Raw genomic sequence first — 14,796 nt, 5'->3', positions numbered from 1 at the left:
ACTTCACCAACAAAAAACGCCCTCGAAACTTGAGGGCGTTGTTGTATTCAGTTGAGGTCTATTTGTCTAACGACATACCAATATCTTCAAGCTTGGATTGGAATTGTTCAACACTGTCGGCTTTATAGGTAGGAGAACCGTTAAAATAGCGCGGCTTCTCTGGCAACATCGCGTTCTTGAGTTCTTGTTCCTGATCGACATTGTCATGGTACACCGTTACACGGTTTGGGATATCCTGTTTCATAAATGCCATTTTGGTTCTCCTTTGTTAAGACGAACTTTAAAGTTAAATGTGGTCAAAAAATAAGCAAAACAAGTTGTGTAAAAATTAGACATTCTCGACAATTTTTGTTGTTAAATCCAAAGCATTTTATAAACCAGACATGAACTTAATTTTGACACTACGTCATCGAACTGGCAGCGAGCTCATCCTATCCCCTACCAAACGTGCGCCTATTATCATTTCCACAAATTATGTCTTTTTTTTGAGATTTTAGTCAGTAATGTGTGGATGCAAATAGCCTCATATTCAACTTACTCATAGAGGCGACCTTTTTCTTTTTGAGTTTTACTCGACTTGCTGATTCAGATGAATAGACGTGTTTTTGATAAACGCCCAACCATTGGCATCATCTTGCCTATGTTGAGCGGTTTTTATATGGGAGAGCTTAACGCCACGTTGCGCCAAATGGCTAAGCAACATGGGGTTAATTTGGTATTTATTCGTAGTGGGCATCGCCGAGACTTCGACCTGTCTGTTGCTTTGCATCATCTCGATGCATTGATGGTGGTTTTGCATTCTGCATCCGACCATCTGGTGCAAACGGCGCTGAACAAAGGCATTCCAGTGTTGTCTTTGGGCGCAAGCTACGCACCGCTTGATGTAGAGCAGTTCATCAGCATACAAAGTGACGGCGTAAAAGCCTTGTATCGCTGGTTGTTGGAGCAAGGACATCAACGCATTGGTTTTTGTGGTGACTTGTCGGTTAACGATGTACGTTCACGTTTTAAAGCCTACCAACATGCTGCTACACAGCATCAAGGGGCTTTCAATCCCGAAGATTTCTTTAGCGTTAGCAACTGCTCATTAGCGGGTGGACGAGAAGCTGCCGTAGAGTTCGTGCAGCGCAACTCGCAATGTACGGCGGTTATTTGTGCTACCGACCACAATGCTATTGGCATGATGGAGCAACTCAAACACTTGCAAGTTGCCGTACCAAATGAAGTCGCCGTGGTTGGTATTGATAACGTCTTCTTCGGTAAACAAACTCAGCCACCGTTAACCACTGCCGATCAGCAATTGGAAGTTCTGGCACGCCGAGCATTTAGCCGAGCTATCGAGCGCATTCAAGGGGCTGCGTTTTCAAACCAGATTAACCAAGTGCCACAGAAACTGGTTATCCGTCAGTCCTGTGGTAATCGTAATCCAACCTATGAATCAACAGAATGTCCGAACTCAATTCGTCATGCCTTGCTGAATGTGGAAGGCCGCTCTCCGGCAGAGATTTTTGAGAACTTCTATTCTCAAGCTCAGAACGGTTTTAACTCCATTCTTGACGCTCAAAGCTTGTATGGCAACAACCTCGATTGGGCATGTTTAGCGCAGTGCGATCAGGAGCAATACCATATCGAGAGTTGGGTCGAACAAGGCATGACCCAACCAACCACGCTGCCAAAACAGAGCACCGCAAGTGATGACATTCGTGACTTCCCTTTCCTTGAAGGTTGCGAACACTTTGTTGCGACGGTAATGCCAATTGCTACGGGGCAAAAAAACCAGTGGCAGTTGGTCGCGGTGGTCGATTCGCTTGAAGATCAACAAAACATCGGCACCCAATCGGTGTTCAACAACTATCTCGATATGTTGTCTCTGTTTATTGAACGTGATGCGCTACTCAATACCAGCACCTTACGTCAAAAGAACTCACAGCAACTGCTACAGCAACTCAAGGTAGTATCAAACAGCTCAAATGATGGTATTTGGGACTGGGATCTGACCAGCAATAAACTGCGTTGGAACAGCCGCTTGGTCAACATGCTCGGCAATGAAAACATCTCCCACAAACGCTACATCGACTGCGATCAGCTGTTCCAATTTATTCATCCAGAAGACATCGACCAATTAGAGGAACACATCCAAGCTCACTTGGTCGATAAAGTGGCGTTCAAAACCGAATTTCGTATTCGCAAACACGACAACGGCTATATCTGGGTGCAAGCCAATGGTTCTGCAGTACGCAACGCACAAGGTCATGCGGTACGCTTTATCGGCTCAATGACGGATGTGACCGAGCAGCGAGAAAGCGCCGCAAAGATCCATCATATGGCGTATTTCGATGCACTAACGGGGGTCGCTAATCGCCGCAAAATCATGGAAGAGATTGTTGAACACATCAGCGTTAACCCAGATAAGCCTCGCGCCATCATGTTGATGGATCTCAATCGCTTTAAAATGATCAACGACTCTTTTGGACACCATGTCGGTGACGCCTTGCTTTGCCACATAACGAAAGAGTTAGAGAGTGTTTTGGTTGAGCCTCATACCATTGCGCGACTCGGCGGAGATGAGTTCCTGTTCTTCTGTCATGTCAGCAATGCCGCCCAAGCCAACCAGATTGCTAGCATGATTTTACGCACCATCGAAAAGCCAATGATTCATGAAGAGATGGAATTGGTCAGCCAAGGCAGTTTAGGGATTTCCTTCTACCCATCGGATGGCCATAGCCCTGAAGAGTTGGTCAAAAAAGCCGATATCGCCATGTATCAAGCGAAGCAACTCGGTGGGCGCAAAGTGGTGCATTACAACGACACCATGGAAGCGACGACACAAAGCTTAATTAAGTTCGAACACCACCTAAATCGCGCTTTAGAACAAAGCGAAATTGATGTGTTCTACCAACCTCAGTTGTGCCACAAAACGCAGCGTGTGATTGCAGTAGAAGCCTTGGCTCGTTGGCAATCTGAAGCGCTTGGCTTTGTCCCGCCAAGCCAGTTTATTCAGGTCGCTGAAAACGCAGGTATGATCTCGCGATTGGGAGAATACATTCTTAATCGAGTCTGTCGTGACGTGCAGCAATCCGTTTGGTTGCAATCGATGAGCCATATTTCGGTCAACATCAGTGCACGTCAGTTGGTACAGCCTTATTTTGCTGACGAGGTGATTCAAACCATCCTTAACTACCGATTGCCATTGTCTCTTTTCTGCATCGAAATCACCGAAACAGCAGCCATTAGTGACTATGACTTGTGTGTAAAATCGCTTAAGAAGCTCAGAAAAGCAGGCATTACCATCTCTTTGGATGATTTCGGGACTGGCTTCTCTTCATTGTCGTTATTGAAGAAGTTGCCATTGAGTGAAGTCAAAATCGACCGTTCTTTCATCGCCGACATCATCAAAGATCAATCCAACCTAGATTTCGTTTCCACTATGATTTTGATGGGTAGAAGTTTGGGTTATCGCGTGGTCGCAGAAGGGGTAGAAAACGCAGAGCATGTCTCTAGCTTAAGCGAACTCGGCGTGGATTTACTGCAAGGTTATTACTTCAGCAAACCCCAACCTATTTCTCAACTAGAGCAACAATACACACCACTTGGAGCCGTTTAAAAGCAACAAGGCGAGCTCATGTGCTCGCCTTGTTCTGTTCTTCACCATTGCTTTTAAATACTTCGCTCTACAAAAGCTTCTTGTCTAATCCAACTTCATTTCCATCAATGGTCGCCACATCTCGATGATCTCTTCTTCAGATGGCATTTCGCTTTGCTCGATGGTTTTCACTACGCGGCATGGATTCCCGACTGCAACGCAATCCGCAGGGACGTCTTTGGTCACCACGCTGCCTGCCCCAATAATCGCTCGGTCACCAATTGTCACGCCATCCAAAATGATGGCCCCCGCACCAATCCACACACTATCGCCGATGGTAATTGGGTTGCCCGTTGCTATGGGACGAACGCGCTCAGCGAGCTCAAAGGGGTGTCCTGCCGTACTGATCACCACATTAGGACCAATTTACACGTACTCACCAATATGAACAGGCGCAAGATCGAGAATGGTAACGCCTGCATTCAAAAAGCCACCTTGGGTAAAGTGAATGTTCTTGCCCATGTCACAATAAAACGGCGGCACGATGTTCACGCCGTTCGCACTGCCAAGAAGTGATTCGATGATCTCAGCTTTCTTCAAATGCTCAGAAGGTCGTGCGTGATTAAAGTCATACAGCTTCTCCTTCACTTCGGTTTGAAACTCAAACAGCTCAGGCGTAATAGGAATATGCACAGAAAAATCAGCCAGCTTACTACTCATCGACAACCTCTAAAGAACCAAGAACACATCGATAAATAATCGTAAATTCAGCCAGTTAACTACCAATTTTTCGTATCATTTCGCTAGGTATTTGCGAGCAACAACGCATTTTGATGTTGGCTGTTAAACACACGCCCCATTCGCTTTCGAACTCGGCTCTTGGATCTGATAGAGGCGGCGCTCGTTGTCTGCACAAGTAGTCTCACAGTTACACACTTTATCAACGCCTACGTTATTCAAACCACCGCAACTGCCTTGAATGCGCTTGTTGTGAAAGATCACGCCCAGTGACATCAACAAAATGATGGCTAAGAACCCCAGAAAAGTGAACAACCAAACCATTACTTCACCTCTTTCACGTAAGAAGAAACCAATGCTTTTAGTTTCGTCGGGTGAAGCGTCATGAGTGTTTTTTGGGATTGGAATTGGGATTGAGGATTAAGCAATAGCGACGGCGCTTTTTTGCTGCCACAGCCTCCGCAACCACCTTTCTTAGCGTGATTGATAGAAGGTCGACCTTGCGTGGCAAGCGTTAATGGCGAACGTGGCACACCCATCACGTCATCCAGTGAACTGCGAGTCGATAGCTTAAAGACTTGCTTACCACTGCTCAAAAGCTTACCAAGCGCACGTTCACCAATGTTACGAACCAGCACCGCATCCACCTGATATTCTTGCAAAGATTGAATAAGTTGAGATTTTGCTTTGCAGCCAGCTTGTGGCATAGAAGCAATGTTAGCTAGATTCTTTAACAGTCCGTCTGAATCGGAATAAATCGCAATGTATGGGGCTTTAACAAAGTGATTGGCGACGCGTTCGCCGTCATTCGGAATAGCGTAAATCATGAGTTTGACTCCTGGTCAGGAAAAACAAGTGCATGACCCTCAACTAGGCTTTTCGCGACTTTAAAACGCGCGCTTTTAACCGTATTACCAAAGGTCTGGCGAGAGACTCCCATTTGGTCGGCGGCTTGTTGCTGGCTCAATCCTTCCAGATCGGCCAATCTCAATGCCTCTAGTTCTTCTGGCAATATGTTGACTTTTTCTAGCTCGTAAAACGGTACACCATTGGGCTTAAAGCAATGGTGCGCTGCACGTCCACATATGCGTCTTTCTATTTTTGGTCTCGCCATCACATCCTCTCTACAAAACGCCTTCACCTTACGCCCGTTTATGGCATATGCCAATTATAGTTTTTAGCATATGCCAATATCTTAGTTTGCAAAAATCGTATCCATAGCGAAATATTCGTTAGACATCTAATAATAATGCAACAACACATACAAACCACCATACGATTCATTGACATGAGTCGATAAAAAACCTCGCATTTCTGTGGCTATTTTCATCAAATGTTCACCATCATTTTCACACTTGTTAACAAACAAAGCTATAATTCATCTAACACATTAGTTTGAACACTAATGATTAATTCGTTACCCTAAGTGAGCTATTTAGAGAAAGGAAACTCAATATGACGTACAAAACTCCCTTACTACTAGCGATTGGTGCGCTAGCAGCGACCAACGCAAACGCAAGTGAGTGTGGAACGGTTACCATTGCAGATATGAACTGGAACTCTGCAACACTGATTGCCAATGTGGACCGTTTTATTCTTGAGCACGGCTACGGCTGTGATGCCGAACTCATCCCTGGCGACACCATGCCGACAGGCACATCAATGATTGAAAAAGGACAGCCTGATGTGGCACCTGAACTGTGGAGTAACAGCCTTAAAGACGCGCTAGACAAAGGTGTCGAAGAAAAACGCCTACGCTATGCAGGTAAAGCGCTCGTCGATGGTGGTGAAGAAGGATTCTGGATCCCTGCCTACCTTGTTAAGCAATACCCTGAAATGAAAACCATCGAAGGTGTGAAAAAGCACGCGAAGTTATTCTCTCATCCTGAAGACAAAGCAAAATCGGCATTTTATAGCTGTCCTGCTGGTTGGAACTGTCAAATTAGCGCCGGCAATCTTTTCAAAGCGATGAATCTTGCTGACTCAGGCTTCGACATAATCGACCCAGGTTCAAGTGCCGGTCTGTCTGGCTCAATTGCAAAAGCCTACGAGCGTGAAGAAGCGTGGTTCGGTTACTACTGGGCACCTACTGCAGTTCTTGGTAAATACGACATGGTAAAAGTGGATTTTGGTAGCGGCGTTGATGAGAAAGAGTTCGTCAGCTGTACAACACAAACAGACTGTGAAAATCCAAAAGCAACCATGTACCCACCTTCACCAGTTCATACCATTACGACTGAGGAGTTTGCTTCACGCTCTCCAGCCGCTTACGACTACTTCACCAAGCGTGGCTTCACCAATGCGGACATGAACCAGTTATTAGCTTGGATGGAAGACAACCAAGCAGACGGTGAAGAAACCATGTTCCATTTCCTAGAAAATTACCCGCAGATCTGGAACGCATGGGTTCCACAAGACGTAGCTAAAAAAGTGCAAGGTGCACTGTAAGACTTAGACGTTTCGTAAATGGTATAGGAATACCAAAATTGTTGTATGCCGAGGCTCGCTTGAGCCTCGGCAAGAAAAGGAAGTAAACATGTCTGACTCGAATTGGCTTAGCGAATTCCCAGAAATGGATCGCTCAGATCTCAGAGCCATCCGCAAAACCTTAGATGGAGCCTACCGCGATTTCTCTCGCGAATACGGCGACCTTATTGAATCATTCTTCGACCCTCTTCTCTCATTTCTCGTTTGGTTCGAAAAACTCCTCATTTCTACACCATGGATGATCATTCTTGGTGTGTGTACTGCGTTGGTTTATGCCGCTAGTCGCTCATGGAAACTGGCTGTCGCGTGTTTCGTGTCATTGATCCTGATAGGGTACTTTGGCATGTGGGAAGACACGATGCGGACGCTCAGCATCATCACGGTGTGTACCATGCTCGCCATTGCGCTCGGCATTCCAATTGGTATTGCCATGGCGCGCTCCAATCGCGTGCAATCTGTCGTGACACCACTGCTCGATGTGATGCAAACCATGCCCGCATTCGTTTATCTGATTCCTGTCGTGATGCTCCTTGGTATCGGTAAGATTCCTGGCTTGATTGCGGTTGTTATCTACGCAATTCCCCCAGTGATTCGTTTGACCAACTTAGGCATCCGGCTCGTAGACAAAGAAGTACTTGAAGCCGCCACCGCCTTTGGTGCAAGTAACAAGCAACGCTTAGTCGGCGTACAATTACCTTTGGCAATGCCAACCATTATGGCTGGTATCAACCAAACCATCATGATGGCACTTTCTATGGTTGTTATCGCTTCGATGATTGGCGTTAAAGGCTTAGGTCAGCCAGTATTGAAATCAATCACCAACCAGTACTTCACTCTTGGTCTGCTTAATGGCCTAGCGATTGTGGCACTGGCGATTTTGTTTGACCGTGCGTCGCAAGCTTACGCGAAGCGAACCCAAGCACACTTAGGAGATCTGAAACATGACTAAGCCACTTATTGAAATCAGCGGGCTGTACAAGATCTTCGGACCAAAGCCAAAAACAGTCATCGAGCGAGTAAAACAAGGTCAGAGCAAAGACCAAATTCTGGCTGATACGGGTCATACCGTCGGTTTAAAAGACATCAACCTGCAAATTAACAAAGGCGAGATCTTCGTTATCATGGGTCTGTCTGGCTCTGGTAAGTCGACCATGATCCGTCACTTCAACCGTTTGATTGACCCAACCATGGGACAAATTTTGGTTGAAGGCGTCGACGTGATGCAGCTGTCTTCAAAAGAGTTGGAAGAGTTTCGTCGCCATAAAATGTCGATGGTATTTCAACGCTTTGGCCTTTTGCCTCATCGCACTGTGGTTGACAACGTCGCTTACGGCTTGGAAATCCAAGGCATCAAGAAAGAAGCACGCATTGCTAAAGCTAACGAATGGTTAGAGACAGTTGGTCTTAAAGGTTACGAGAACCAATACCCTGCGCAACTTTCTGGCGGCCAGCAACAACGTGTTGGTTTAGCTCGCGCGCTGGCGACTGACGCAGAGATCCTATTGATGGATGAAGCATTCTCGGCACTCGACCCACTGATCCGAAGCGAGATGCAAGATCAGCTGATTGAACTGCAAGAGAAGCTACATAAGACCATTATCTTTATCACTCACGATTTGGACGAAGCACTTCGCTTAGGCGACCGTATTGCTATTTTGAAAGATGGCGAGTTAGTACAGCAAGGTTCTCCAGACGAGATTCTGCTACACCCTGCCGATGAATATGTAGAAGCCTTCGTTAAGGACGTAAACCGAGCGAGAGCGCTTACGGTAGAAACCGTAATGCAGCCACCAGCATATCGCATTGCAGCTACGACTATCGAAGAAGCCCTTGTCGAGATGAAACGCGTGAAACAAGATTACGCGTACCATGTGACCGACGAAGGCTATCAAGGTGTCGTTACCAAAGAGAGCTTACTAGACGCCGCGAAGACGGATGCCGCGCAAGAGCTGGCAGAAGAAATCTACGAAGAAGTACCTGTTGTCTCTCCTGATTCCGTAATTGAAGAAGTGCTACCAGACACAATGTCTTGTGACTACTCACTGCCAGTTGTCGATGACGAAGGTAATCTGCAAGGCGAACTAGAACGAAGCGCCGTGGCTGAAATCTTTACTGATAATACCGAAGAGGCGTCGCCGCCAAAGGAGGTCAAAACGCCTCCAGTAATGGATAAGGCATCTTAATACAGTAAAGGCTCATCGTCGGATGAGCCTTTTTGTTTGCTTTGTTGTCTCTTTACCATTGGTGTTATTGCTATCGCTACAGCCATATAAGCAGCGCGAAAATTAACAGGCTCAACACGATACCAAGCAGAGCAATCCGTCCCTGCATTTCTGTCGAGGCGGGACGATGCGGTCTTTTACCTAGCGTCAGAATATACAATCCTGCGTAACCGATACTGTAAGCAACCCTGTCTAAACAAAGTTCGATCAACAACCAACGAATAAGTGCTCCCAATATCCTAAGCGCACCTATTACCAATTCTTCCATTTTTCTTTTCCTATTCCATTTTATTTTCAAACCACTGACGTTAAAGAGTTTTTCTTACAAAGGCTGTTCAATGGTTTGCTTTGTTCTGACGCAGGTTTAGGAAACAGGTCTATTATTATCACGGTATACCCAAGTGACCTTAGCATACAAGCAACGAGATTATTTTGGTATATCAACTCGTTGATTTAGAGAGGAATATTATGAAAAAGACACTATTAGCACTAACTGGTGCAGTCGTTATCTTAGCAGGCTGTCAGGATGAGAAACCCGCGGAGACAACTGCGGTTGAGGTTCCTCATGCAACAGAAGTTGAAACCACCGTTGATGCAACACCGATTGAAGAAGAGCAAGTGATCACCACAGATACTTTTGTTGATTCTGGTCACAACGCGCAAAATGCGCTGGATTGGAACGGCATTTACAAAGGCAAACTTCCTTGTGCTGATTGCGCGGGTATCGATACCACGCTAACCCTGAACGAAGACGGCACTTACTCATTGGTAGAGCTGTACGAGGGTAAAGAAGGCGACCCAATCAAATCGGAAGGTAAGTTCACTTGGAACGAATCAGGCAACACCATCACATTAGTTGATGAATCCGGTCCAAACCAGTACTTCGTTGGTGAAAACATGCTAATGAAGCTGGATATGAACGGCGAAAAAGCAACAGGCGAGCTAGCGTCATTCTACAACCTAAGCAAAATGCCTTAATGCTGAATAGCGATTGCATCTCATCCTGATAAAGACCCAATCCGAGCCTCCCCCGCTCGGATTTTTTCATTCTCGTTAATTAGAACGACAATCAAGAATTTTCATTTATTGAGAAAAATAACAACGACATCAATTGACGCAAACGATTGCCATTGGTAGATTGCGCCATCTTTTTCATTTGTAAGTATGTCGTATGCAAATCTTTAAACGTTTCGCTGCACTTGTTCCTGCAGTACTTTCCTTCTCTGTTTTCGCTCAAACTCAACCTATCCTTGTTCAGGGTGCAATGGATATTGAAACCAGTACATTGGTTGAAGCATTGGATGATGCGAAAGAAACCACCGTTGGTTCTTGGACTTTCTGGCAAGGTAAAATCGATGGCTACCCAGTTGTGGTTTCTCGTACTGAAGTTGGCTTGGCGAACGCTGCCGCTTCTACCACAATTGCGATTGAACACTTCAAACCTAAATACATCATTAACCAGGGCACATCTGGCGGCCACGATCCTAAGCTATACCGTGGTGACATTGTTATTGGCGAAGCAAGTTTTAACATGGGCTCTTACAAGTCTGAATTTACAGAAAAAGGCAAAGGCATTGATCCAACGAAGTGGCAGAACTTCGACGTAACCATGCGTCTACGTGAAAACGGTGAGTTTGTTGAACACAAACAATTCAAGGCGAATCCAGCATTGGTTGAAACTGCTCTTTCTTTGTCTGAAGAATACAAAAAAGGCAAAGTTGTGAAAGGCTTGATTGGTTCAGCGGACGAATGGAACCGCGAAGTAGACCGCATCAACTGGTTCCATAAAACCTACGGTACGTCTGTTGAAGAGATGGAAACGTCATCAGCGGCATTGGTTGCTCAAGCTTACCAAGTACCTTTCGTTGGCATCCGTATCCTGTCGAACACCGATCAACATAAGCAAGACTTCGATCCGCAAACCGCTGTCGATTGCCAGCTATACACGATTGATGTGATTAAAACGCTGATCAGAAAGCAATAATCGCTTTTTATGATCGCAAAGGGAGGCTTCACAGAGCCTCCCTTATCGTTTGTGCTCTTGAGTGAAGGCTCAGTCCAAATATACGACGAGCAAGTCTGCCTCAATAGCATTCGCGAGCTTAGGAATGGAAGAGAACAGACGACTCATAAACTTATGATGGTGTCCACAAACCACCAAATCGATGTCGTTTTCCTTTGCAACACCAGCCAGCTTAATATGCAAATCCCCAACGACCACCATGGTTTCGCTAATTGGATAATCACTCTGTTCCGCTAGCACTTGCAGTTCTTGCATTAGCTTCTGCTCGTCTTTCGATTCCAGCGCGACTCTATCGTGATCGACGAAAACAAAGGACACCTTACTGTTTGCATCTCTTGCCATCGCAATCGCTTTTTCGATTACCGCTCGGCTCGAATCTGATAAATCTACTGCCACCAAAATGTGTGCGTAGCTCATGATATTCTCCCAACTGACCTGCCTAAGTTAAGTCTAGCACCACAAGGAGAGCAGCGAAGCAATCACTCCAATTACACTACAAGCACTGCTGTTTAAGCCAGTTAGTCAACTTGATGATTTCAGGCTGACGAGCACGATTCTTCTTGTGTACGAAGTAGAAGCTGTCTCCCGTTTCCAGTCCATGCGAAGGGATATAGACCAAATCCTGAGCTTTATCTAGTTCATTCAACATGAAGTCATTAGCGAACGTAATGCCTTGGTCGTAACGAGCGGCTTCGATAGCAAGCAGCATGTGACTGAAGTGCTGCATATCAATGTCTTTTGGCAATTCAAACCCACCGGCTTTGCACCACTCTGCCCAATCTTTACCTCGTTCGCGATAGATAGAGTCAGTAGAAAGGATCGGATAGTGCCAGAGCGCATTCGGCATAGGCTGGTCTTGGATTTCTTTCCAGATATTGAGGCTGCATACTGGATACAAAACCTCATCATATAGGCGCACTGCCATATAATTACGCTTCGGCTTTTGCACTGTGATAAAGCAATCACCAACACTGTCGGTTTGTTCGGGATCTCCGGCGACCATATTGAGTGAGAGATCGATTTCTGGGTACTGACGCTTAAAGTCCGCCAACCTTGGGATCAGCCATTTCACCGCCAGCGAGCTGTAAATCGCTAACCGTAGACTGCCCTTTTCTCCTTCGCGCACCTTTTGACTCGCCATCGCAATCGCACTAATGGCAGGGCTAATATCTTCGAGATAACGAAAGCCAGTATCCGAGAGTGATAACTTACGCCCCTGGCGGATAAACAAGGCTTCATCAAGGTAGTCTTCTAATATACGGATCTGATGGCTCACAGCACTTTGGGTCACGTTGAGCTCTTCTGCTGCAAGGGAAAAGCTCAAATTGCGCGCAACGGATTCGAAACAGTGGACCGCTCTAAGAGGTGGTAGTTTCATTATCTAAAAATCTCATACTTAAACCAATAAATATCATTTCACTTCATCCTATGACATCACCTACTCTTTGGCAAAGAATGAGGAGAGGAATAAAGTGAAAGTCACATCTGTCGGTGCAGCCATGCTGCTATTAATCGTTGGTAACCTAGTTGCGGTGCTCTCAGACGCTTTGATCAAAAGTGTCGGTAATGAAGTGCCGGTTTTTCAGTTTGTGTTTTACCGACAATTGTCAGCTGTGATGATGTTACTACCCGTGTATTTACTCACTAAACAAGCCCCATTAATGGAAGGCTTCAAGTGGCATGCAGTTCGTGCACACGTTTGGTTAACTGGCGCGATTTTCATGGTGTTTGCCATCTCGTCAATGCCACTCGCCACCGCGAACGCGATCTTCTATGCCGCGCCTTTGATCATGCTGCCACTGGCGGCCATCTTCTTTGGAGAAAAGCTTTCCGGTCAATCTATTGCGGCGGCAGTGATGGGCTTTGCAGGCGTGCTTGTGATTATTCGTCCCGATCAGATTGATTGGGCGGCACTATCGGCATTGGTTGTCGCAGTCACATTGGCGATCAACAACCTGCTGATCCGCAAACTGCCAAAGAACCAATCTGTGCCACACACACTGTTGATGACTAACCTAGCTGGCATCCCGGTATCATTGTTGTTGGTTTTTATTGAAGGTGAAGCGTGGGATTGGAGTTCATTCCCTGTGGCGGCAGGTTCAAGCTTGTTCATCATGATTTATGCAGCAACCTGTGTGTTAGCTTATCGCTCTATCGATAGCAACAAAATTGCCAGCGCAGAATACAGCGGCTTGATTGGTGCAGTAATCGTTGGTCTGATTTGGTTTGGTGAAGCGCCGGATATCTTTATGGCAATTGGCACGGTAATGATTGTCGTGCCTCTGATCTGGCTATCCAAACGAGAACGCCGCAAACAAAAACAAGCGCAAGCTGCCAAACTCGCAGAAGAGCAACAGCACCACCAAGCACCTGTGACGTAGACGAAACCGAAACAAGGGGCAATTCACTGTCCCTTGTTATTTGGTAACAACTGCTATAGTTAAAAACGTAAATAATAAAACTAGGGCAGTATTGAAATCGTCATCACCTCTCCTACTTTCTCAGCACTCTGGCATTTTTAGAGCGAGCGCTCGCTCTTGATTCGATTCATCGCTGCCTCTTTTTTGAGGGTCTGCGCATGCAAATGAGTTTCAAATCGACGCTTCAATCTTTTGTCCTTTCAACGCTTTTTCTTATCTCTGTTTTCAGCCCTTATGCTTCTGCATCTTCACTAAAAGTAGGGACTTACCCCTGTCCACCTTTTGTCATCGGCTCTGTTGATTCGGAGCTAAACGGCCTCAGTATTGAGTTGTGGCAACAAATAGCCAAAGAGATGAATGTCGAGTTCACTTTCGAAAACCACCCATTGGACGATCTTCTTCACTCGATAGAAACGGAACAAATCGACATTGGTGTTTCATGCATTTCAATTACTCCAGAACGTGAGCTATTCGCTGACTTCTCTCATTCTTTCTATGAGACCCACCTTGCAATTGCAGTTAAAAATCAAGGGTATCTACATACCTTACAATCGATCTTCATGAACCCTGCATTGTGGTTAATCGTTAGCGCGATCATTCTGGTTGCAGGTTTGGTTGGGGCGTTTTTCTACGCGATAGAAGAAGGGAAAAATGAAAAGCTGTATTCGATGAAAAGCCGAGTAGGACGTTGGGTTGAGAGCTTTATCCTTGGACTTCTCTTCATTACGCGAGGCCCCTTTAACTACTTCGAGTTTAAAAGCTTAACAGGACGCATCGTAACGGTATTTATCGGTGTGTTTAGCATGCTCTTTATCGCCAGTATCACCGCCGTGCTGGCCAGCAAATTGACCCTGAGCCAAGGTTATTCTCAAATCAAAAGCATTAACGATCTCGCCAATGTCAAAGTGGGAACCAAAACCGCAACCACCTCATCTTTGTTACTGACAAGCTTCGGTATTCGTCATCAAGATTATCAAGACATGACCGCGCTTTTAAATGCATTGGATACTGGAGAAGTCGAAGCAATCGTTGCCGATGACGTCGTGCTCAAATACATGATTGGTAACGGCAGAATATCGGGGCAATATGAAGATTTAGAGGTACTGCCTTACCAGTTAGAAAAGCAGAACTATGGCTTCATCATTACGGAAAACAACCCGTATGAAGAAGAGATCAATCGCGCTCTACTACAAATTCGTGAATCACGAAAATGGCGTAAGATTCTGGTCGATTATTTTGCAGACAAGTAGTGTTCACCACTGTCTTCTAAAATGAAAAAAGCCCTTAAGTTCAATGAACAAAAGGGCTTTTGTATTCAATCTC

15 protein-coding genes and 1 pseudogene are annotated in these 14,796 nt (G+C 45.7%); 8 read left to right on the top strand and 8 right to left on the bottom strand.

Features of this window, described 5'->3' with window-relative positions:
* Positions 1-58 precede the first annotated feature (58 nt).
* Positions 59-253 carry a hypothetical protein gene (locus tag QTO06_RS10220; RefSeq protein ID WP_020196099.1) on the bottom strand — a complete coding sequence of 65 codons (195 nt, stop codon included), beginning with the start codon at positions 251-253 and terminating at the stop codon, positions 59-61.
* Positions 254-589: 336 nt separating this feature from the next.
* Between QTO06_RS10220 and QTO06_RS10215 the strand changes: the two genes are divergently transcribed.
* The gene (locus QTO06_RS10215) at positions 590-3,604 is read left to right on the top strand and encodes an EAL domain-containing protein (RefSeq protein ID WP_331407788.1); all 3,015 of its coding nucleotides are present in this window, start codon (positions 590-592) and stop codon (positions 3,602-3,604) included.
* A gap of 84 nt (positions 3,605-3,688) precedes the next feature.
* Here the strand turns inward: QTO06_RS10215 and QTO06_RS10210 are convergent.
* The 4 genes and pseudogenes from QTO06_RS10210 to QTO06_RS10195 all read right to left on the bottom strand — a co-directional run bounded on the left by QTO06_RS10210 (position 3,689) and on the right by QTO06_RS10195 (position 5,435).
* Positions 3,689-4,303: pseudogene (locus QTO06_RS10210) on the bottom strand (sugar O-acetyltransferase).
* Positions 4,304-4,426: 123 nt separating this feature from the next.
* Positions 4,427-4,645 (bottom strand): (Na+)-NQR maturation NqrM, encoded by a 219-nt coding sequence (nqrM, locus tag QTO06_RS10205; RefSeq protein WP_039988478.1) that lies wholly within the window; start codon positions 4,643-4,645, stop codon positions 4,427-4,429.
* Positions 4,645-5,148 (bottom strand): NifB/NifX family molybdenum-iron cluster-binding protein, encoded by a 504-nt coding sequence (locus QTO06_RS10200; protein ID WP_331407784.1) that lies wholly within the window; start codon positions 5,146-5,148, stop codon positions 4,645-4,647. The genes nqrM and QTO06_RS10200 overlap by 1 nt, the downstream gene beginning before the upstream one ends.
* The gene (locus QTO06_RS10195) at positions 5,145-5,435 is read right to left on the bottom strand and encodes a DUF134 domain-containing protein (protein ID WP_005452940.1); all 291 of its coding nucleotides are present in this window, start codon (positions 5,433-5,435) and stop codon (positions 5,145-5,147) included. The genes QTO06_RS10200 and QTO06_RS10195 overlap by 4 nt, the downstream gene beginning before the upstream one ends.
* 341 nt (positions 5,436-5,776) lie before the next feature.
* On the opposite strand from QTO06_RS10195, the gene QTO06_RS10190 reads away from it, so the two are divergent.
* From QTO06_RS10190 to QTO06_RS10180, 3 genes are all read left to right on the top strand, one after another.
* Positions 5,777-6,769 carry an ABC transporter substrate-binding protein gene (locus QTO06_RS10190; RefSeq protein WP_005429514.1) on the top strand — a complete coding sequence of 331 codons (993 nt, stop codon included), beginning with the start codon at positions 5,777-5,779 and terminating at the stop codon, positions 6,767-6,769.
* A gap of 88 nt (positions 6,770-6,857) precedes the next feature.
* Positions 6,858-7,757 carry an ABC transporter permease gene (locus tag QTO06_RS10185; protein WP_005429511.1) on the top strand — a complete coding sequence of 300 codons (900 nt, stop codon included), beginning with the start codon at positions 6,858-6,860 and terminating at the stop codon, positions 7,755-7,757.
* Entirely contained in the window at positions 7,750-8,991 is a 1,242-nt protein-coding gene (locus QTO06_RS10180) for a quaternary amine ABC transporter ATP-binding protein (protein WP_005429507.1), read from the top strand. The genes QTO06_RS10185 and QTO06_RS10180 overlap by 8 nt, the downstream gene beginning before the upstream one ends.
* Positions 8,992-9,067: 76 nt before the next feature.
* Here the strand turns inward: QTO06_RS10180 and QTO06_RS10175 are convergent, their stop codons facing one another.
* Entirely contained in the window at positions 9,068-9,298 is a 231-nt protein-coding gene (locus tag QTO06_RS10175) for a hypothetical protein (RefSeq protein WP_331407779.1), read from the bottom strand.
* Positions 9,299-9,498: 200 nt separating this feature from the next.
* Between QTO06_RS10175 and QTO06_RS10170 the strand changes: the two genes are divergently transcribed.
* Both QTO06_RS10170 and QTO06_RS10165 read left to right on the top strand, forming a co-directional pair.
* Positions 9,499-10,008: a copper resistance protein NlpE gene (locus tag QTO06_RS10170; protein WP_331407776.1), complete on the top strand. Its 510-nt coding sequence runs from the start codon at positions 9,499-9,501 to the stop codon at positions 10,006-10,008.
* 193 nt (positions 10,009-10,201) lie between these two features.
* The gene (locus tag QTO06_RS10165) at positions 10,202-11,014 is read left to right on the top strand and encodes a 5'-methylthioadenosine/S-adenosylhomocysteine nucleosidase (RefSeq protein WP_331407774.1); all 813 of its coding nucleotides are present in this window, start codon (positions 10,202-10,204) and stop codon (positions 11,012-11,014) included.
* A 69-nt stretch (positions 11,015-11,083) separates the two neighbouring features.
* Here the strand turns inward: QTO06_RS10165 and QTO06_RS10160 are convergent, their stop codons facing one another.
* Both QTO06_RS10160 and QTO06_RS10155 read right to left on the bottom strand, forming a co-directional pair.
* Entirely contained in the window at positions 11,084-11,470 is a 387-nt protein-coding gene (locus QTO06_RS10160; protein WP_077262786.1) for a universal stress protein, read from the bottom strand.
* 76 nt (positions 11,471-11,546) lie between these two features.
* Complete coding sequence (locus tag QTO06_RS10155) at positions 11,547-12,431, bottom strand: LysR substrate-binding domain-containing protein (RefSeq protein WP_331407770.1); 885 nt, start codon at positions 12,429-12,431, stop codon at positions 11,547-11,549.
* Positions 12,432-12,525: 94 nt separating this feature from the next.
* On the opposite strand from QTO06_RS10155, the gene QTO06_RS10150 reads away from it, so the two are divergent.
* Together QTO06_RS10150 and QTO06_RS10145 are read left to right on the top strand one after the other, a co-directional pair.
* Positions 12,526-13,434, top strand: a complete 909-nt coding sequence (locus QTO06_RS10150; RefSeq protein ID WP_331407767.1) for a DMT family transporter — start codon at positions 12,526-12,528, stop codon at positions 13,432-13,434.
* 197 nt (positions 13,435-13,631) lie between these two features.
* A complete protein-coding gene (locus tag QTO06_RS10145; RefSeq protein WP_331407764.1) occupies positions 13,632-14,723 on the top strand; it encodes a transporter substrate-binding domain-containing protein in 1,092 nt (363 codons plus the stop codon).
* Positions 14,724-14,796: the final 73 nt, after the last annotated feature.

Source organism: Vibrio sp. M260121 (assembly GCF_036533715.1).
Classification (GTDB): domain Bacteria; phylum Pseudomonadota; class Gammaproteobacteria; order Enterobacterales; family Vibrionaceae; genus Vibrio.
The sequence above is the reverse complement of the archived record's forward strand: the minus strand, read 5'-3'. Positions and strand labels throughout refer to the sequence as shown.